At 68.3% G+C, this 18575-nt stretch carries 21 protein-coding genes and 3 tRNA genes; 6 read left to right on the top strand and 18 right to left on the bottom strand.

Going from position 1 to position 18575, the window contains the following annotated elements:
* Positions 1–11 precede the first annotated feature (11 nt).
* Complete coding sequence (locus tag ACPYN5_RS12045) at positions 12–1148, top strand: recombinase zinc beta ribbon domain-containing protein (RefSeq protein WP_424449229.1); 1137 nt, start codon at positions 12–14, stop codon at positions 1146–1148.
* Here the strand turns inward: ACPYN5_RS12045 and ACPYN5_RS12040 are convergent.
* From ACPYN5_RS12040 to ACPYN5_RS11985, 12 genes are all read right to left on the bottom strand, one after another.
* A tRNA-Met gene (locus ACPYN5_RS12040) sits at positions 1105–1181 on the bottom strand. The two genes, ACPYN5_RS12045 and ACPYN5_RS12040, sit on opposite strands and share 44 nt — an antisense overlap.
* A 23-nt stretch (positions 1182–1204) precedes the next feature.
* Positions 1205–1276, bottom strand: a tRNA-Thr gene (locus ACPYN5_RS12035).
* 63 nt (positions 1277–1339) lie between these two features.
* Positions 1340–2743 (bottom strand): M23 family metallopeptidase, encoded by a 1404-nt coding sequence (locus tag ACPYN5_RS12030; protein WP_424449221.1) that lies wholly within the window; start codon positions 2741–2743, stop codon positions 1340–1342.
* A gap of 137 nt (positions 2744–2880) precedes the next feature.
* A complete protein-coding gene (locus tag ACPYN5_RS12025; protein WP_424449220.1) occupies positions 2881–3678 on the bottom strand; it encodes an inositol monophosphatase family protein in 798 nt (265 codons plus the stop codon).
* A 9-nt stretch (positions 3679–3687) separates the two neighbouring features.
* Complete coding sequence (ccmA, locus tag ACPYN5_RS12020) at positions 3688–4284, bottom strand: heme ABC exporter ATP-binding protein CcmA (protein ID WP_424449219.1); 597 nt, start codon at positions 4282–4284, stop codon at positions 3688–3690.
* A 28-nt stretch (positions 4285–4312) separates the two neighbouring features.
* Positions 4313–5881 carry a hypothetical protein gene (locus ACPYN5_RS12015; protein ID WP_424449218.1) on the bottom strand — a complete coding sequence of 523 codons (1569 nt, stop codon included), beginning with the start codon at positions 5879–5881 and terminating at the stop codon, positions 4313–4315.
* The gene (locus ACPYN5_RS12010; RefSeq protein ID WP_424449217.1) at positions 5878–6678 is read right to left on the bottom strand and encodes a hypothetical protein; all 801 of its coding nucleotides are present in this window, start codon (positions 6676–6678) and stop codon (positions 5878–5880) included. Before ACPYN5_RS12010 ends, ACPYN5_RS12015 begins: the two co-directional genes overlap by 4 nt.
* Positions 6679–6731: 53 nt before the next feature.
* Complete coding sequence (locus tag ACPYN5_RS12005; protein ID WP_424449216.1) at positions 6732–7658, bottom strand: ABC transporter ATP-binding protein; 927 nt, start codon at positions 7656–7658, stop codon at positions 6732–6734.
* Positions 7659–7671: 13 nt separating this feature from the next.
* Positions 7672–8241: a hypothetical protein gene (locus ACPYN5_RS12000; RefSeq protein ID WP_424449215.1), complete on the bottom strand. Its 570-nt coding sequence runs from the start codon at positions 8239–8241 to the stop codon at positions 7672–7674.
* Between the two features lie 29 nt (positions 8242–8270).
* The gene (locus ACPYN5_RS11995; protein WP_424449214.1) at positions 8271–8780 is read right to left on the bottom strand and encodes a hypothetical protein; all 510 of its coding nucleotides are present in this window, start codon (positions 8778–8780) and stop codon (positions 8271–8273) included.
* Between the two features lie 76 nt (positions 8781–8856).
* Positions 8857–9165 (bottom strand): hypothetical protein, encoded by a 309-nt coding sequence (locus ACPYN5_RS11990; RefSeq protein WP_114588132.1) that lies wholly within the window; start codon positions 9163–9165, stop codon positions 8857–8859.
* A 154-nt stretch (positions 9166–9319) separates the two neighbouring features.
* A complete protein-coding gene (locus ACPYN5_RS11985; RefSeq protein ID WP_162815437.1) occupies positions 9320–9964 on the bottom strand; it encodes a response regulator in 645 nt (214 codons plus the stop codon).
* 128 nt (positions 9965–10092) lie between these two features.
* Here ACPYN5_RS11985 and ACPYN5_RS11980 point away from each other — a divergent pair, with 128 nt between their 5' ends.
* From ACPYN5_RS11980 to ACPYN5_RS11970, 3 genes are all read left to right on the top strand, one after another.
* Complete coding sequence (locus ACPYN5_RS11980; protein ID WP_424449213.1) at positions 10093–10467, top strand: PadR family transcriptional regulator; 375 nt, start codon at positions 10093–10095, stop codon at positions 10465–10467.
* Positions 10464–10976 (top strand): hypothetical protein, encoded by a 513-nt coding sequence (locus ACPYN5_RS11975; protein ID WP_424449212.1) that lies wholly within the window; start codon positions 10464–10466, stop codon positions 10974–10976. The genes ACPYN5_RS11980 and ACPYN5_RS11975 overlap by 4 nt, the downstream gene beginning before the upstream one ends.
* A gap of 180 nt (positions 10977–11156) precedes the next feature.
* Positions 11157–12311: a sensor histidine kinase gene (locus ACPYN5_RS11970; RefSeq protein ID WP_424449211.1), complete on the top strand. Its 1155-nt coding sequence runs from the start codon at positions 11157–11159 to the stop codon at positions 12309–12311.
* A gap of 19 nt (positions 12312–12330) precedes the next feature.
* Here ACPYN5_RS11970 and ACPYN5_RS11965 read toward each other — a convergent pair whose 3' ends face one another.
* Positions 12331–13218, bottom strand: a complete 888-nt coding sequence (locus ACPYN5_RS11965; protein ID WP_424449210.1) for a hypothetical protein — start codon at positions 13216–13218, stop codon at positions 12331–12333.
* 236 nt (positions 13219–13454) lie between these two features.
* On the opposite strand from ACPYN5_RS11965, the gene ACPYN5_RS11960 reads away from it, so the two are divergent.
* Positions 13455–14123: a response regulator transcription factor gene (locus ACPYN5_RS11960; protein WP_424449209.1), complete on the top strand. Its 669-nt coding sequence runs from the start codon at positions 13455–13457 to the stop codon at positions 14121–14123.
* 129 nt (positions 14124–14252) lie between these two features.
* Here ACPYN5_RS11960 and ACPYN5_RS11955 read toward each other — a convergent pair.
* Positions 14253–14337 (bottom strand) — tRNA-Tyr (locus tag ACPYN5_RS11955).
* A 115-nt stretch (positions 14338–14452) separates the two neighbouring features.
* The gene (locus ACPYN5_RS11950) at positions 14453–14956 is read right to left on the bottom strand and encodes an FBP domain-containing protein (protein ID WP_424449208.1); all 504 of its coding nucleotides are present in this window, start codon (positions 14954–14956) and stop codon (positions 14453–14455) included.
* A 112-nt stretch (positions 14957–15068) separates the two neighbouring features.
* Between ACPYN5_RS11950 and ACPYN5_RS11945 the strand changes: the two genes are divergently transcribed.
* Positions 15069–15557: a YajQ family cyclic di-GMP-binding protein gene (locus ACPYN5_RS11945; protein ID WP_424449207.1), complete on the top strand. Its 489-nt coding sequence runs from the start codon at positions 15069–15071 to the stop codon at positions 15555–15557.
* Between the two features lie 133 nt (positions 15558–15690).
* Here the strand turns inward: ACPYN5_RS11945 and ACPYN5_RS11940 are convergent, their stop codons facing one another.
* The 3 genes from ACPYN5_RS11940 to ACPYN5_RS11930 form a co-directional block, all read right to left on the bottom strand.
* Positions 15691–16665 carry an alpha/beta hydrolase gene (locus ACPYN5_RS11940; RefSeq protein WP_424449206.1) on the bottom strand — a complete coding sequence of 325 codons (975 nt, stop codon included), beginning with the start codon at positions 16663–16665 and terminating at the stop codon, positions 15691–15693.
* Positions 16666–16792: 127 nt separating this feature from the next.
* On the bottom strand, positions 16793–17158 hold the full coding sequence (locus ACPYN5_RS11935) for a hypothetical protein (RefSeq protein WP_424449205.1): 366 nt from the start codon (positions 17156–17158) through the stop codon (positions 16793–16795).
* A 10-nt stretch (positions 17159–17168) separates the two neighbouring features.
* The gene (locus tag ACPYN5_RS11930; RefSeq protein WP_424449204.1) at positions 17169–18542 is read right to left on the bottom strand and encodes an FAD-dependent oxidoreductase; all 1374 of its coding nucleotides are present in this window, start codon (positions 18540–18542) and stop codon (positions 17169–17171) included.
* Between the last annotated feature and the right edge of the window lie 33 nt (positions 18543–18575).

Here is an 18575-nt window from a genome sequence, read left to right as displayed (position 1 = left end):
ACCATCGCACGATGGCTCACCACGTCAACGACGTGACACTCGAGCCCGAGAACTACACCACTCCCAGGGACGTCACCTCACGAGCCGCCGAGAACCCGGCCCGGACGCGGCGTGCCGCCTCCGCTCAGGCCGGTCAGCTCGATCCAGCGCAGGGCGGTAGGACTCCCCGGTTCCGCGATAATCATTCTCGCGACCCGTATTACATCGGGATGGTGACATTCAAGGGGGCGGTCTACCCGGGACGACATGAGCCCCTGATTCCGACCGAACTGTACGAACAGGTGCAGAGAGTCATGGATGCCCGCTTGAAACGAGGACAGCGGGACCGTGTGCACGCCCACTTACTCCGGGGCATGCTTCACTGCGGCCTGTGCCGGCGCGCCGGACGTAAGCATCGGCTCATCTCCTCGCAGGCGAAGAATGCGCGCGGGGAGCTCTATGACTACTTCTTGTGCCGCGGGCGCCAGGACGGGGTATGCACGCTGCCTTACATCCCAGCCCGGGAGATCGAACAAGCCGTCGCGAGCCGCTTCGCCCTGCTGACTATGTCTCAGGAAGCGATCGAGGAGGCGCGCGCGGCCGTCGTTCAGTCGTTGGACCGGCTCCTTGCCCGGCAGAAGGACCAAGCGACGAGGTTGAAGAAGGAGGCGAAGAAGCTCGCGGCTCAGGAAGATCGCCTGGTCGACCTGGCTGCCGATGGCTCGCTGCCGACAGGGAAGCTCCGTGAACGGGTCCGTGAACTCGGCGTCCGAAAACACCAGGTGCAGAGTCAGCTGGACAGGACGGACGATCACCTACGCGCGCGCACTGACTCGGTCCTGGTCTACCTGGATCTGATGTCCCGACCCGACTCGCTGTTCCGGTCGGTGTCAGACGCGTTGCGGAGACAGCTCCTCGCGGCGTTCTTCATCACCAACATCTGGATCTACGACGACGGCCACGACGTCACCACAGCAACCGCATTGCAACCGCTGGTCGAGGATGTGCGCCACGCGATGGCAAGCACGTCCGCAAACACAAAAGGCGCCGGAGAAAACTCCGACGCCTCTGCTGCCGAACCTCTGAACCTTTATCTTGAGGTCATTTGTTCGAGTAAAAATACCTTGGTAGCAGGAGCGGGGCTTGAACCCGCGACCTCACGATTATGAGTCGTGCGCTCTCACCAACTGAGCTACCCTGCCGCAACGCATCCGAAGATGCTGCGAGCCCCGAGTCAGGATTGAACTGACGACCCCTTCCTTACCATGGAAGTGCTCTGCCACTGAGCTATCGGGGCGTGCCACCCGCGAGCGGGCAACTAGAAGAGGATACCATCTCGGCGGCCTCACCTCGAACCAGGTCAGCTCGCGGTGTGCTCCTGCAGCCACGCGATCGGGTCGGTCTGAGTGGTGCCGCCCAGCAGCACCTCCAGGTGCAGGTGCGCGCCCGTCGACTTGCCCGTGCTGCCCACCTTGCCGACGACCTCGCCGGCCTCGACGGTGTCGCCGACCTCGACGTTCAACGAGCCGTACTGCATGTGGCCGTACCGCGTCGAGACGAGTTCGCCGTTGATGTTGTGGTCGATCACGACGGTCACGCCGTAGTCACCGCCGGCTTCCGTCGCGATGCGGACCGTGCCACCCGCGACGGCGTGAATCTCGGCGCCTGCACCGGGGGTCAGGTCGACGCCGCGGTGCGGGCGCGAGAACTCGGACAGATACGAGACCGAACCGAATTGCGCGGAGATCGGCACACCGACCGGGAAGGGCCACTGGATCGCGGCGTTCGGATCGTTGACCCACGTCCCGGCGAAGTTCGTCACGCCGGAGTCGGCGGCGATCTCCGCGACCGAGGTCACATCGAACGTGTCGTTGCGGTCGAAGGTGACACCTGTACTCGGTGAGGACACGTAGGCCTGGATCTCTTCCGGCTCGATCGCGGCAGCGGCCCGCGGTGCGTCAGCGGTGATGTCGCGACCGGTGTCGCCCGAGGCGAACACCGCCGCGGCGGGGCTCGTGAGACCGATCGCGAGAAGCCCGACGGCGGCGACCGCGCTCATCGACACGGATGCGGCGGCCACGCGCTTGCTGACCCGGCGCAGCCGACCTGCGCGCGGGAGGGCGACCTCGCGGGTGCGCTGCTGGTGCTCGGCGATCGATTCTTCGCTCACCTGCGCGGGCGTCTGAGCGGTGAAGGAGAACAACCGGGCGGCGAACTCGAACTCGTCGACGTCGTGCGCGTCACCGGATGCGTTGGTCCGCTCCCCGGCGCCGTCGGCCGCGCTGCCGACTTCTGCGGCCGGCGACTCGCTCGAGGACTCGACGGCGGCAGGCCCGAAGGACTCCCCTTGCACTGCCGCGTGTTCGGCACCGAGGTGCTCCCTGCGGCGACGGGACGGGGTGATGAGAGCCTGTCCGGCGAACGCATCGCTGTCGACCACGGTGAGAACCATCTCGTCGGTCTCTACGGTGCGGTTCGCCTCGCCCGCGTCGTCGGCCTCGTCGCGCGCTGTCGAGCTGGCGGAGGTCTGCGCGGACTCGTCCGCGACCGTCTCCGGCGCGGCGGTCCGAACCTCGTTCGTGGACTCGAACGGCTGGTCGGTGGTCGCGATGTCCGCGGCGGGAACGGCGGCCATCTTCGCAGCCAGCTCCGCCTCTGCGGCGAGTCGCCGCCACTGTGCCCGCGTGAGACCCGTCGCCGAAGCGGACTGCCCGGTCGAGGGACGCGAGGACGCGGCCTCAGTGGGGGTGGTCTCAGAAGTCAAATCGCAGGCTCTCGAAAACAGCGCGCGCTCGTGCGCGACGGATACATTCCGGGTGATGTCCGTGCCCTCGGATCGGGTTCCGAAGATAACGAACGGATAAACACTAGCCAGATGCGGCTGAGAATGCGATCCACGCGTCAGCTTTCGTGGAAAACCCGCTCCGCGAGGCGGCTGTGAAGCGAGGGAGAGGCCGCGATGGTCATGGTGCGCCCCGGCCGCTCGCCCGGCATGCCGGTCACGACTCCCCCGGCCTCACCGACCAGAAGCGCCCCGGCGGCGTGGTCCCACGGCTGCAGCCCGCGCTCGACATAACCGTCGAGTCGCCCCGCCGCGACGTAGGCGAGGTCGAGCGAAGCGGCACCGGCGCGGCGGATGTCGCGGGCCACAGGCATGATGCGGCCCAGACGGGCGAGGTCCCCCGCGTGCGTGGCCGGGTCGTAACCGAATCCCGTCGCCAGGAGGGCGCCGGCATCCGTCGGCTCGGACACGGCGAGACGCGCCGCACCCAGCCATGCGCCCTCACCCACGGTCGCCCGGAACATCTCATCGACCGCAGGCGAGAAGACGGCCGCCGCGAGCGCATCCCAGGCCTGCGGGTCTGGCTCGCCCTCGACGACCGCGATGCTCACGGCGTAGTGCGGGATGCCGTAGGCGTAGTTGACCGTGCCGTCGATGGGGTCGACGACCCAGGTCATCCCGCTCACACCTCGCTCGGCGCCGGACTCCTCACCGAGGAAACCGTCGTCGGGTCGGGCCTGCGCGATGCGATCGCGGATGAGGAGCTCGACCTCGCGGTCGGCCTCGGTGACGATATCGGCGAGCGCGGACTTGGTCGCGGCGATCGCGACGCCCTCGCCGCGTCGCCGACGCGCGAGCTCACCGGCCTCGCGGGCGATCTCAACGGCCAGGTCTGCGAGCTCTCGGGCATCCACCATGCCTCCACGCTACGGGGTCGCGCCGGAAGCCGGCCTCGACGCCGGATCGCCCAGGTCGAGGACTCGGGGTTCGATCGCCTGCAGCGCCTCCTCATCATGCGTGGCGCACACCACCGCACCGCCCTGAGCGAGATGACCGGTCAGCAGATCTCGGAGCACCGAGACGCTGGATGCGTCGAGCCCGTTGAAGGGTTCGTCGAGAACCCACAACGTGGGTGCATGGAGAAGCGCGAGCGCGATGCCGACCCGTTTGCGCTGACCGAGAGACAGCATCGCAGCGGGCAAGTCCGGCGTCCCGTCGAGGATGCGACCGCTCAGCTCTGCCCCGCCTGTCCCGATCTTCGCCGCGGCCCAGAGCGACCTCGCCAGCTCGAGATGCTCTCCCGGCGTGAGCTCTTCGAAGAGGTGGGGCGGGTCCGTCACGTAGCCGATGTCCTTCTTCGCCGCCGATGCGACGGCTTGCGAACCTCCGACCGTGATCGACCCACGGAGCGGCCTCCGCACGCCCGCGATGGTGGACAGGAGCGTCGACTTGCCGGCGCCGTTAGGACCGCGGACGAGCATCGCCTCGCCAGGCGCAACCTCGAACCGCGCCCGGTGGAGCACGACAGTGCGGCTGTAGCCGATCTCAGCATCAACGATGAGGACGATGGTGTGCTCCGATCACTGAGGGCAGCAGCGCTGTGGCGGCAGCTGCCGCCACGGGGGACCCGACGACGAGGGCGACGACCGCCAGGGTTGCGGACGGTTGCGTCCAGGGAACGGCCGACCCGATCGACAGAGCGGCGGCGATCGCGATTCCGACCACGTAAGTCGCGGCAGCTCGCATCCAGCCCCGCTGACCGAGCTCGCTCGCTTCCTTCCAATCGGTCTGGGGGTACCTCAACGACACAGCGCAGGCAAGCGTGGGCGCTACGACGGACACCGCGGCGCACGCGACCCCGGCGGTGCCGGCGGCGTGCGCCTGAATCGGTGTCAGGCCGGCGAGTACGCCGATGAATGCCGCCCCGGCTATCGCCGTGATCATGCTGCCGCTGGCCGCTCGCGTGACGGCGAGCGAGCGGACGCCCCCGGGAAAGGTGCGCATAAGCACGACCGCCCGGCGGTCGGAGTCGAGCGAGACCAAGGGAGCGAGCGATGAGAAGACCACGAACCCGTACCCCGCGCAGATGCCGCCGACCACCGTCGCACCCACCGGTTGAGCAGAGAGCTCCCGGATCGGATGCGCCCAAATCCACCCGCCGAGCAACCCCAGTGAGACGACGGCGAGGAGCATCGCGAGAAGTGTGAAAAGACTCGGCCTCACGCGCCATTCGAACGACCGAAGCGCGCGACGAACGTCGAGCAGGGCCAGCTCGGCGAGTCGTCGACCCCCCGAGGAGCGCCCCGTGCGCCGAGTCGCACCACCGCCGATGCGATCGGCTCGAGACATGATCTCCGCCCACTGGAGCGCCCGCACCTGTCGGGCCGCTGCCCCGGCGGCGACCGCAGCAGCGAGGGAGCACAGCACCAAACTCGTCGTCAGGCCAGTCGGGGCTGGCACCTCGAATGCGTCGAGTGGCGCGCTCGACAGCGCGCCGAAAGCCCGGCTCACCCAGGTCACCACCCAGGCGACCGCGACAGCGACGACCGCGAGCGCGGTGAGAGCCCACGTCGTCGTAAGAGCTGTGCTGCGCCGGGCGAGAGGCAGTCGCAGCAGGGCGAGACCTATGCCGCACGACGCCGATCCCGCGCCTGCGAGCGCCGCCGCTGCCCATGTCCACGCACCGATCGAGTTCGCTGACTCGTCGAGCAGCCGCAGCGCCACGAGCATGCCGACGGTGATGGCGACGAGGCGGACGAGGCGTCCGAGCAGGTGCCGTCCGAACAGGTAGGCGCGGGGCGAGACTCCCCGGTCGGCGAAGACCTGCCAGCTGCGGTGCTCGATGAGCGCCGGACGGACCTCCCCCCAGACCGATCCCGTCCCGATACCGAAGACGAGCCCGATGAGGATGACGGCGCCGGCCGCTGTCTGTGACGGCACCCCGATCAAGCGAAGCACGTGCCCCGCCCAGACACCGACACCGACCGCGAGACCGACGGCGACGATCGACGCAGTGACGGCCGTTCGCGGCGCGAGTAGCGGAATCGGCGCGAACCGGCGTAGGCGACGCGTCGTCAGTGCGGCGGCGACGATCCACGCGTGCCGCAGATCCACGATCACCGGCGCACCTTGCTCCGAACCGCCGTCACACGCCAGCGCAACCAGGCGACCGTGGTCGCGCCCGCGAGCCACACCAGAAGAACCCCGCATGCGCTGACGAGAGGCAGAACCTCATCTGCGCCGGATGCATCGACCACGAAACCCAGCCGCCCAGCCGGCATCATCGACGCAGCCCAGGCGTAGCCCTCCTGCCGTGACGTGGCGGCCACAGATCCGAGCACCGCAGGGAGGATGACGAACACGGTGAGATGGGTGGCGGCGGCGACGACGCCGTTGCGAATCGCGAGCCCCAGGCACGCCGCCCACGCCACGCACAGGCTCGTCGCCAGTGCCACGACCGCCCACTCGACGAGGTCGCGCACCATGACGTGCGGCGTGCCGCCGCTCGCGAGAACATACGAAGCCGTCGCCGCTCCGGCCAGCGCGGAGGTGCACGCGGCGAGGACCCCGGCCCCCATGATGACGACGGCGAGCCGCGCGACGAACGTCCGTCCCCGCGATGGCACCTCGATGTCCGTCAAGCGCTCGCGTCCCGTGGCGCGCTCGTTCGCCGTGAGGTGGATCGCGGCGAATCCCCAGAGCAGCGCAGCAGTCCCGGCACCGGCAACGGGGGCACGCTCGACCAGCCGAGCGACCTCGCCCGGGGGCAGATCGGCGTCGATGGAACCGAGGATGCTCGCGAAGAGGAGAGCAGCGGCTGTACCCACGAGAGCACCGAGCGCCCCGGCCGCCCAGAGCAACGACTGGACCCGCAGGCTCCGCGCCTTGAGAAACTCCGCGCGGACCACATCCCTCATACGCTGCGCCCGCCGGGCGCGCTCACTCATCAGCGCGGACCCCACCGATCCCGTCATGACGGCCCGTCCGAGCGCGGAGGCTCTTTCAGCACGGGGTCGAGCGGTGCCGCTTCGGCAAGCAGCCGGACGTAGTCGCTCTCGAGCGAGTCGTGGGATTCTGCGAGTGATTCGACGAAGAACCGATGCCGGAACGCCACCTCAGCCACGGCTCGGACGGTCATACCCCAGACGAGAAGAGCACGTCCCTCGCGGACGATGTCGGTGGCTTGCGTCACCAGCAGACTCCGCAGCGCGCCAGGATCGTCGCTCACCACGACTATGTGCCGGGAGCGTTCTGCCGATGCCGCGACGTCAGCGGACGAGATCATCCGACCGCTGGCGAGCACGTGGATACGGTCGGCGACCCGCTCCAGTTCGGAGAGTATGTGCGAAGAAATCAGAACAGCGCACCCGCCGTCGGAAGCCTCGCGCAGAAGACCTCGCATCCAATGGATGCCATCGACGTCGAGACCGTTGAGCGGCTCGTCGAGGATCAGACTGCGCGGACGCCCGATCAAGGCCACAGCCAGGCTCAGCCGCTGGCGCATTCCGAGAGACAGAGCCCGCACACGCCGGTGACGCACCGGCCACAGCCCCACTTCGTGGAGCACCGCTTCGACGCGCCGTCTCGGGAGCCCCTGCGAGACTGCCGCGATCAGGACTTCGTCGACGACCCGCCGCGCAGGGTGGAATGCGGATGGATCAACAGCGGCACCGACGGCACGCAGAGGTGTCCGCGCACGGGAGTAGGGCCGCCCGTCCACCAGCGCCGAGCCCGCGTCGAGGGTCTCGAGCCCCAGGACAGCGCGGAAGAGCGTCGACTTCCCAGCGCCGTTGGGGCCGATCACGGCGGTCACCTGCCCCGGTTCGGCCGTGAGATCGACGGCGGCGAGCGCGACCGTCGAGCCGTAGCGCTTGTGCGCGTCGGAAATCTCGATCATGCTTCCCTCCGACTCATCCGTCGCCGCCGAACGCGCCGGTGATGACCGCGGCCTCGATCAACGCCCCGACCACCACGAGACCGAGGGCGACGAGCATGAGGACTCCCGCGGGGGCGAGCGCGGACGTATATCGTCGGAACGGACTTCCTGTAGGGGTGCGTCGTCCAGCCAGCGCAGTCGCGATCGGGAGAAAACCGGCGACCGCAGCCGTCAGGAGACCGAGCATCTCGATGCCGATGTAAGCGGCGACCGAGCCGAGCAGCGCTCCGGTGCCGACGGTGTTGGCTGCGGCCGTCACCGTCGCCCCGAGATAGACACCGAGCAGCAGGCCCGACCCTGCGCTGAAGGTGCCGGCGGTCACGGCCCCGGCAGCGAGCGACGCAGCGACGGGAGCGTTCAGAGTCACGACGGCCAGGAACACCTCGCCGAACCCGTCCATCCCGGAAAGCCCGGCACGCTCGCCCGGGTCTCCCGGGACGGTGGCTCCGGAGACAGCCAGCGCTCCACCGAGAGCTCCACCGCCGACGATCGCCAGGATCAGCACCGCGACGAGGCCCGAGACGCGGGCGTCAGGCGGCGACATCCAGCGAGAGCGGGAAGAGAGTGACGCCCTCATCCGACCATGACGGTTTCGGGCGCAGCACGGCGCGCCGCCGTGCGAGCTGCGAGGTATCCGCTCGACGCGGGCAACCACGTGAGCACGACGGCGGCGAGAACGACGCCGAGACTGATGAGCGCGACAGCCGTCGGCGCCGCTGCAGCGGCGATCACCTGCAGACCGGCGAGGATCGTCAGAACGACGCGTATGTAACGGCGACCGGCGCGGAGCGAGAACGCGATCCAGAGCACGATGACGACGGAGACCAGAGCGAGGAAGGCCTGAATGGCCACGGCTGTCGTCTGAGAGACCGCGACGAGTGTGTCGGTGTCCAGTTCACCGACGTCCGCGCCCGGCGTCGCTTGCAAGCTCGCACGCAGCGCTGCCTCGCCATCGGGCGAGAAGACGGCGAGAGCCGCTGTGGCACTCGAGGCGACAGTGAGGCAGGCCGAAGCCAGGAGCAGCCAGAAGGCCAGCACGAGCGTCCGGGGACGAACGGGGGCAGCGTACGGCGTGATCGACATGTGTCCGCTTTCGGTCGAGAGGAATGGAGTGATAGGGGCCGACGCGCTCAGCCCGCCGGCCCCGACGGAACGTCGCTCAGGCGACGGCCGGCTCGACGGCCCAGTTGAAGACCAGCCACACGATGGTCGCGGTCAGCGCGGACGCGACACCTGCCCCAGCGACCGCCGCGATGATCGTGAACGCGTTCTTACCCGCCTTGATGGCGGCGACGATCTGCGTCGCGGCTGCCGCACTGATGCCGAGCGAACCGGCGATCCACATGGGGCTGAAGCCCGTCACGATCAGGCCGGTGATCGCAACGGCGAGAGCCACGCCGATGGCGGCCAGCTTCACGATCGAGGTGGATTGCTGCTCGCGGACGACGCCCGCCGTGGTTGCACTCATGTACCGCTTCTCCTTCACTGGCATCCCCTGGCCCGCCGGGTGCGGGTCTGGTCAATGGATGTGACAGCGAAGCTAGTGACGACACGGACATCAGCGCGTCGGCCTCAAGGCGATACCTGTGTCGCCTTTCGGCCAATTTCGGCAGGAAGTCGCTCTACCGGAAGCTGACGAGTCCGAACCGCGCCGCCGTGATGAGCACCTGCACCCGGTCGCGGGCGTTCCACTTCAGCATGATGTTGCTCAAGTGGGCTTTGACCGTTCCTTCGGATACGTGCATCGAACGCGCGATTTCGCCGTTGGACTGGCCCGCTGCCAGATATCGAACGATCTCCGCCTCGCGCGCCGACAGTTTCTCCGATTCGGTAGGCAGTCGCAATGCACCGGTTTCAGCTGTCTGCAGGGCTCGGATCAGCTGGCCGCTGACCGCGGGCGACAGCGCTCCGGTCCCGCGGTGCACGGCTCGGATAGCGTCGGTGATCTCGTCGGGGGACGAATCCTTCACCAGGTAACCGGCAGCTCCTGCTCTCAGGACCGGAATCACCGCTTCGGCCGTCGCCATCGTCGTGATACCGATCACCTTGGTGGCGGGACTCGACGACAAGATCGCGATGGTGGCTTCCAGACCTCCGACATGGGGCATGCGCAGATCGACGAGTGCGACATCGGCCGCGGAGCGAACCACCACATCGGCGGCCACGTCGCCGTCTTCCGCCTCACCGACCACGCGCATACCGTCCGCAGCTGTGATGTAGGCGCCCAGCGCGCGTCGGACCAGCGAATCGTCATCGACGATCACCACTCGGATCTCCCCCACACCGGGAGGCTATCGCAACGGCTCCGACAGCCCGGGGCAACCAAGACGAAAGTCGAGACGCCTCTGGACAGAAGTAGATGGCCCGTGGGACTAGGTCGTGTTGCGATCTAGTCATGGACGCAATCGACGGCATCAACGCGTCGCACCACGCCTCAACCTGGAACAGCGAATGGATGCGGGGCCTCCTCCCCCTCTTGGTGATGCGTTCGCTCCAGGACGGCGCGTCGTACGGGTACGCGATCAGCGCGACTCTTACCCGATCTGGATTCGGGGCGGTCAAGGGCGGGACCCTGTACCCATTGCTGGCTCGCTGTGAATCCGCGGGCCTGGTCACCACGCAATGGCGACCAGGAGACGGCGGCCCTGGCCGCAAGTACTTCGCGTTGACTCCGCATGGTCAAGCGGAACTCGTCCGACTGTCCGAAGAGTGGCAGCGCTTCGTCACCACCGTCAGCACATTCACCACCCTCGAAGGGACTCGCCGATGACCACGAACGAACGCTGGATCTCACTCTTCAGCACCGAGCTCGAGCGCCGTGACGTACCCGACGAACGCATTCGGGAGGAGGTCGAAACGGTGCGGGTTCATCTCCGAGACGGCGACGACGACGCCGCCGAGGATGCCTTCGGCGACCCGGTGGCTTATGCGGCTACACTCGCGTCGCCCGGTTCCGAGGATCTACCGTCGAGGACGACGATTCTCTCCCTCTTCGCGGCCATCGCGACGTTCATCGTCTTCGTGATCGCATCGGTGCGGTGGATAGATGGCGATGGCTCGGCGTCGCCGTGGTCGATCGTCGGGGGCGTCGGCCTTCTCATCGCCCTGGTGACGCTGTCCGTCTCTCTCACCCGGCGCGCCATCGCCGCAGCGCTGCGAGACGAGCTCGATCTGCACACTGAAGCGCAATGGGCCCGGGCATCCACGCTGCTCCTGCTCCTGCCCTGGACCTTCGTCGGCTTCGCAGGCTTGATCCTGGCGCTTGCCGCGCTTCTGTGACTTCTCGATCCACCCACCCCATCAACACGAAGGAACGACCCATGCGCATCTTCAGCATCCTGCCTACCGCGAGCCTGTGGACGACGATCTGCGAAATGCTCCGACTGTGTAAGTGATGCCAGCGCTCGGCGCCGACCGACACCCGTGAGTTACGTCGGCCAGTAGACCATGATGGACCGCATGGCAGAACGCGTACTCCTGCCGACGCGGCAATTGCGCGGCGTTATTCCGTCGGTACCGGCCCTCACAGGGATCGAACGTCGGGCGATTCTCTCCATCGTGGTCGTGGCCGTCGTCACCGGAATCCTGCTTGCCATCACCCGGGGCGGCGACGACGCGCTGCAAGCCACGTTCGAGGTCGTCGTCACAGCACTGTTCGCGGGATTCGTCATCAGCCCACCGGCGACGATCATCGCGTTCGCCGCGTCGATGGGGTTGTCTCTGCTGGTCGGATCCTCGACCGAGATGCTCCTCGCGCTCGCGGTCGCGACGGGGTTCGCAGCGCGCACCGCCGGAACCCGGCTGCTCGCGGCGTACGTCGGGCTCCTCCTGGTCTCCGTCGCCGCAGCGGTCTTCTCGGCGGCGTCCGACCAGCTGTCGACCATCGTGATCTACCTGCTGCTCGCGACGGTCTCAGGGGGGATCGGGCTCCTGCTCCGGTTCGCTCGGAGCCGCGAGCAGCGCCTCCGAGAGCAACTCGCCCGGCAGACGATCATCGAGCAGGAGGTGCGTCAGTCGGAACGGCTTCTCATCGCTGACGAACTCCACGATGTCGTGTCGAGGGATCTCACGGTCATCGTGATGCAGTCCGAGCTCATGTCGCTCGAGGCCGGGACCGTCTCGCTGCACGAATCGCAGGTCACCATCCGCGACGCGGCACGACGGGCACTCCGCGACCTGCATCGGCTCGTATCGCGCGTGCAGAACGAACGTGCCGATACGTCGACACCGGAGTCGCTCCGCGTCGCGTTACACGAGGCGGAGCGTGATCTGACGCGAGCTGGATTCCCGCATTCGATGTCCGTGGCGGATGGCGCCGACGAACTGCCTCAGATCATCGACACGACGGTGGCCCGCATGGTGCGCGAGAGCGTGACGAACATCCTGAAGCACGCGGCCCCGGGACCGGTCTCCGTCTCTGTAGACATCGTCGACGAGGTGGTCAGGTTGCACGTTCGCAGCACCCTCGGCCGACGGCGTGCCCTCACCCCGCTCCCCTCGAGTGGCTACGGCAGTATCCGCATGCGTGAGAGGGCGGCCCTCCTCGGTGGAGGTTTCGACTCCCGGCGTGAGGGGCGCGAATGGGTGGTGACGGCAGCCCTCCCCATCGCCTGACGTGCGGCCGCGGAAGGCCTCAGCGCGGGGCGATGGGCTGGTCGGGCAGCGGCGGAGGCGGCGGATAGTCCCCGTACCCGGGCTGGGCGTGGGTCGCCTGCTGCGCCGGGGCCACGTGCTGTACGGGGGCGGACTGCTGCGTCGGCGCGGGAGCCCCGGGGCCGTAACCCTGCGGGTAGGTGGGGCGCCCCGTGTAGTATGCCTGCCAGTCGGGCGATCCGTCGGCGAGGACGGGGAGAGGCGTCCGGCCATCGGCGTAGGTCGGCCATGCCGGGGCAGCCGGCTGAGGAGCGCGAGGCATCAGCAGCGCGTTCACGAGCGGCACGAGGGCCGTGCCCACGGCGGCGAGGATCGTCAGCGCGACGACGACGCGCCAGTAGATCGGCAGGAACGTGAACCATTCGCCGCCGACCAGCGGGACGATGAGCATGACCGCGACGATGGCGAGGAAGGAGATCGTCACGTACGTGACGATCGAGAGGAAGGTCGTGGGGTTGCGCGCGTACGCCTTCGTGAACAGGCGGAGGTGGATGAGGGCGAGCTGCAGGATGAGGAGGATCAGCAGGAATCGCAGGAACCGCTCGTAACCCCAGCCGAAGCTCTCGGTCGGCGAGGGAAGCCAGATCATGACCGCACCGACCAGCAGCGCGATCACCCACGTACCCATGCTCGTCAGGGCGAACCACGCGGGACGGCGGGCAGCGAGGTGCGACTCGAGGATGGCGATGCCCGCGAAACCCGCGAGCAGCAGCACCGTCATGAACGCGCGCGCGACGATGCCGGTGCCGGAGCCGATCAGCACCCACACGACGCACACGATCGCCGCGGCGATGAGCGCGCCGATCGCCACCCAGATCGCGGCGCGCAGCAGCTTGTTGGATTCCGGAGACGTGATGGGCTTGCTCATCGGCCGAGTTCCTTCCGCGGTGACTCATCTCATCCTGGCACGCGCGGGCCGGGCGTGCCGGGTAGAGAGGATGCTGTGGTGAACCGTGGCCAGCTGCCGGCTGGGGAGGCGCGAGCGCGCGGAGCTGGTGAAGGGCACACTGTTCGCAGGGGCGACGCCGCCCGGCGGATGGAACGTGCGCATCGCGACCCCGACCCACTCCAGCGCCTGACAGATCACCCGATAAGGAGAACGGTATGAATCGTGGGACCGAACGCATCCGCGTTCTGATCGCCGACGACAACCGTGCCGTGCGCCGAGGTCTCCGTGTGCAGCTCGACGGCGCTCCCGGCATCCACGTCGTCGGCGAGGTCTCGAACGGAATCGACGCGGTACACGTCGCCCGCGCTGAACGCGCGGACGTCGTGCTCATGGACATCCAGATGCCCAAGATGTCCGGGCTCACCGCGACCCGACTGCTGGCCCGCCCGGACGGCGGGCGCACTCCCGTCGCCGTCATCGTGATGACCAGCTTCGCCATCGACGGCTACGTCAGCGAAGCACTGGACTCGGGAGCCGTGGGATATCTCCTCAAGAGCCACGATTCGGATCAGCTGGTCGGCGCGATCTACGCCGCCTCGCGAGGCGAGGCGCTCGTGTCCTCGCGGGTCACGGCGCCCCTGCTGCGTGAGTTCGTGCGCCGCGGCGGGGCGCCGGAAGACCCCGAGGCGGGCGCAGTGCTGACCGCGGCCGAACGTCGCGTGATCTCCGTACTGGCCGGCGGTGTCACGAGCAACGAGGGAATCGCGGAGAAGCTGCAGGTGTCGGTGCACACCGTCCGCTCGCAGCTGCATTCCGCCCTGAGGAAGCTCGACCTGGACGACCGGACTCAGCTCGCGTTGTGGGGAGCACGCCACCGGGTGTGAGCTGCGCCTCACCCATCCGGATGAAAGTTCCGCACCGGTTTGACGCTGCGAGGGCGTGCCGGAGCCCGGCATCCGCGCTCCTGGGAGGTGGCGAAACGAAAGGCCCCCGTCGAGCGGGGGCCGTGTTCGTGGTGGCGAGTGAGGGATTCGAACCCCCGAATGCAATGCAGTCTGATTTACAGTCAGATCCCTTTGGCCGCTTGGGTAACTCGCCAGTGCGCACCCGCCCGGCTTGTGCAGTCGACCAGAGGCGCGAGAACCCATATTACCCCCCGTGACCCCGTGCTTCGAACCACGACGGCGACGGCGTCACCTCGACGTTTCGGCCCTCAGACCTCGCCGGCGATCGCAGGCTCGAGGACGCGCTCGACGAATGCCTCGGTCCGCTGCCGCGTGCCGTCGATGCGTCGATCGACGCTCGCGCGGATCTCGCTCGGGGCGAGCGGACCGGCGATGCGCACATTCTCGTGACAGCCGAGGTCGGCGCAGATGTAGGTGCCGATGCTGTCGCCGACCTCTCCGGCCCGGCCCGCCTTGCGCGCGTTGAAGAGCGTCACTTGATCGCCCGGCTGCATCGTGTGGCAGAGGTTGCACAGCGCCGACCGCGCCCGTGAACTTCCCGAAGCCGCGCGCAGGACCACGCCGACGGGCTCGCCCTCGCGCTGGGTGATGATGTAGCCCCGCTCGCGGGAGTTCGGGTCGCGCCAGGCGAGGAAGTCGAGGTGGTCCCAGTCGAGCAGCACGAAATCGATCGGCATGGCGGCGATCCGACGATCGTCGGCGGTCGCGTTCACGAACGAGGCGCGCACGTGTTCTTCGGTCAGAGCTTGCACGCTGTCTAGCCTACGAAGCCTCGGGCAGCCGCGGGCCGTAGTCGGGCCGCCCTGCTCACGCCGATCCGGGCGTCCCCGGGCATGCCGCGACAGGCGCGGCTAGAGTATCGGCATGGCAGATTCCTCGTTCGACATCGTCAGCAAGATCGATCGCCAGGAGGCCGACAACGCGTTGAACCAGGCCCGCAAGGAGGTCGAGCAGCGCTACGACTTCAAGGGCGCCGACGCATCCATCGAATGGTCGGGCGAGTCGATCCTCATCAAGGCCAACTCGGAGGAGCGCGCCAAGGCCGTGCTCGACGTCTTCCAGACGAAGCTCATCAAGCGGGGCATCTCGCTGAAGAGCCTCGACTCCGGCGAGCCCACCGCCTCGGGACGCGAGTACCGCATCGTCTCGACGCTGAAGGAGGGCATCTCGTCGGAGGATGCCAAGAAGATCAGCAAGATGATCCGCGACGAGGGCCCGAAGTCGGTCAAGTCGCAGATCCAGGGCGACGAGCTGCGCGTGCAGTCGAAGTCCCGCGACGACCTGCAGGAGATCCAGCGGATGCTGAAGGCAGCCGACCTCGACGTCGACCTCCAGTTCGTCAACTACCGCTGACCAGCCCCCTCGCCCACGGCGACCGGCCGGATGCCTGCGAGAATCGGCATCCGCGGTGAGAATCCGGCGCTGACGCTGAGTCTCGGCGGGGATGCCGATTCTCGGCGGCGGCGCCTCGGATCGGCGCGTCGGGTCAGAGGGCGCCCGAGAGGAACGAGACCAGGCGGGCGCCGGCCGCGGCGCGAGCGGGCTCGGACGAGAGGAAGACGTCGTGGAGCGCGCCGTCGATGCGCGCGATCGTGACGGTGGCGGCGATGCGGGTCGCAGCGCGGGCGATGTCGTCGACAACCAGCACCGAGTCGGTCGACGTCATCGCGTCGTTCCAGCGCAGCGGCGGGGTCGACCGGGCTGAGAGCAGCACGAGAGCCGGCGCGCCGACGTCGACGCCCGCCGCCACCCGCGCGTGCCCCGCGATGACCGCCGCGAGCCACGCCGGATGGGTCGGGAACCCCCGCTCGGGCCGCCAGCCGTCCGGCGCATCGGGCAGGCTTCCGACCTCGCGCTGGGCGCGCGTGTAGAAGCCGAGGTCGACGGCCGGGTGATTGCCGCGCGGATCGAACCGGGCGCGAACCTCGACGAGCGGTGCGACGGCCTGCCTGCCGAGCGGACCGAGTTGCAGCTCGAGCCACGGACTGTTCAGCACCACGGCCGACGCCCGGCCCGGGTGGCGCGCCGCCCAGAGTGTCAGCGTCAGGCCGCCGGTGCTGTGGCCCAGGAGCACCAGTCGCCGCCCCTGACGCTCCGTGTCCATGGCGACCAACGCCGCCTCGATGTCGTCGTCGTAGACCTCGAGCGATGTCACGTACCCGCGGGCCTGACCGGGACGGATGCTGCGCCCGTATTTCCTCAAGTCGAGGGCGTGGAAGCGTGCGCCGCGGTCGGTGAACAAACGGGCGAGGCCCGTCTGGAAGAAGTAGTCCGACCAGCCGTGGACGTAGAGCACATCGATGTCGCGCCAGGGCCCGAACAGGCGCAGGCCCGGGTGCGGCATCGAGCGCACGAGCGTCGCGACGACCTCGCCCTCGTCGTCCGAGCCCAGCGCGAGCGTCGTCTGCTCGAAACCGGCGCCCAGCAGGTCGGGGCTCCAGGTCACCTCATCCGGTCGCATAGCCCCACCCTAGGACGTGGACGTCCGGGGATGCCGGAGGCCGACGGGCCGCCGCTGTTCGCGGGCGTCATCCCCGAGCTTCGCGGTCTCTCGAGTACCGGCGACCGGCCAGCGGGGGAAAAGCGGGTCAGCGAGCGGCGACCGGACTCTCGATCTGCGCGGGATCGTCGCCCGCGAACGCGTGTGACTTCGTCTCGAGGAAGGCGCACAGGCTCGACACCATCGCGAGCTCGGTCGAAAGCGCGAGCGCGGCGCCGGCGCCCAGACGCAGGTCGGTCTCGCGGGCTTCGAAGGTGATGCGCCAGGTGTTGCCTCCGGGAACGTCCGGCTCGATGTACGTCACGGTCTGCGCGTTCATCATCGTGATCGCCACCAGGCCCGTGTCGCGGCCGAGACTCCCATCCTGCGGGATCACCTTCACCGCGAGGGAGTAGCCGAATCGCTGGAATTCTTCGATCCAGGCGTCGAGGGTCTGCTTACTGCGGAACGTCATCGCGCTCGCCTCACTCGCCACGCGAGACGGACACCATCTCGTCTCGGTCGACGACCTTCACACGCGCACGCTCGGCGGGTGCTCCCAGCGCGATCTCGTGCTCGTCGAGGCGATGCCAGCCCTCGAGGTCGGTCCATGCGACCCCGCGCTCGGCGAGCAGATCGATCACGCCCTGCTCGGAGGGGTCGACCGGCTGCCACCAGGAGCCCTGGTCGTTGATGACGTGACGCACGGTCTCCATGGCGTCGGACTTCGTGTGACCGATCAGACCGACGGGTCCGCGCTTGATCCAGCCCGTCGCGTACACGCCGGGCACGCGCTCGTTCGAGTCCTCGTGCAGCACCTGACCCTCGTGGTTGGGAATGACGCCGTGCGTGGCGTCGAAGGGCACGCCCGGCAGCGGCGACCCGAAATAGCCGACGGCGCGGTACAACCCCTGCAGAGCGACTTCGCGCATCTCACCGGTGCCCTCGACACCGCCCTCGCCGTCCGGGCGGGTCCGCTCGTAGACGAGCGCGGCGACCCGGCCGGCGGCATCCTTCTTGACCTCCACGGGCTTGGCGTAGAAGTGCAGGTGCAGACGACGCGAGGCCTCTCCCCCGGCGCCGTTGGCACCGGGGCGCTGACGCCACGACTGCAGCACGCGGTCGATGACCATGACCTGCTTGTTCGACGCGATGGCCGCCTTCGAGGTCTCGTCGTAGTCGAAGTCCTCGTCGTACACGACGAGGTCGACGTCGCGCAGATCGCCGAGTTCGCGCAGCTCGAGCGGCGTGAACTTCACCTGCGCGGGGCCGCGGCGCCCGAAGATGTGGACATCCGTCACGGCCGACGAACGCAGACCCTGGTACACGTTGTCGGGGATCTCGGTCACGAGCATGTCGTCGGCGTGCTTGGCGAGCACCCGGGCCACATCGAGGGCGACGTTGCCGTTTCCGATGACGCCGACGGATGCCGCATCCAGCGGCCACTCGCGCGGGAAGTCGGGGTGGCCGTCGTACCAGCTCACGAAATCCGCGGCACCGTACGAGCCGTCGGCGTCGATGCCGGGGATGTCGAGGTCTGCATCGCGCACCGCGCCCGTGGCGAAGATGACCGCGTTGTAGTGGTGCTTGAGGTCGTCGAGGGTGATGTCCTCGCCGAAGCGGACGTTGCCGAAGAGGCGGATGTCGCCGCTGTCGATGACATCGCGCAGGGCGTTGATGATGCCCTTGATGCGCGGGTGGTCGGGTGCGACGCCGTACCGGACGAGCCCGTACGGTGCCGGGAGGTGATCGAACAGGTCGATCGAGACGTCGAACTTGCGCTCGGCCTTCAGCAGCAGATCCGCGGCGTAGATGCCGGCGGGCCCGGCTCCGACGATGGCCAGCCTCAGCTTGGTCATGGGTGTTCCTCGTTCCTGGTCGCACCCGAGCGC

The sequence above is a fragment of the Microbacterium arborescens genome (assembly GCF_049707515.1).
Lineage (GTDB): Bacteria > Actinomycetota > Actinomycetes > Actinomycetales > Microbacteriaceae > Microbacterium > Microbacterium arborescens_B.
Note: the sequence above shows the minus strand (reverse complement) of the source record. Positions and strands in the feature narration are given on the sequence as shown.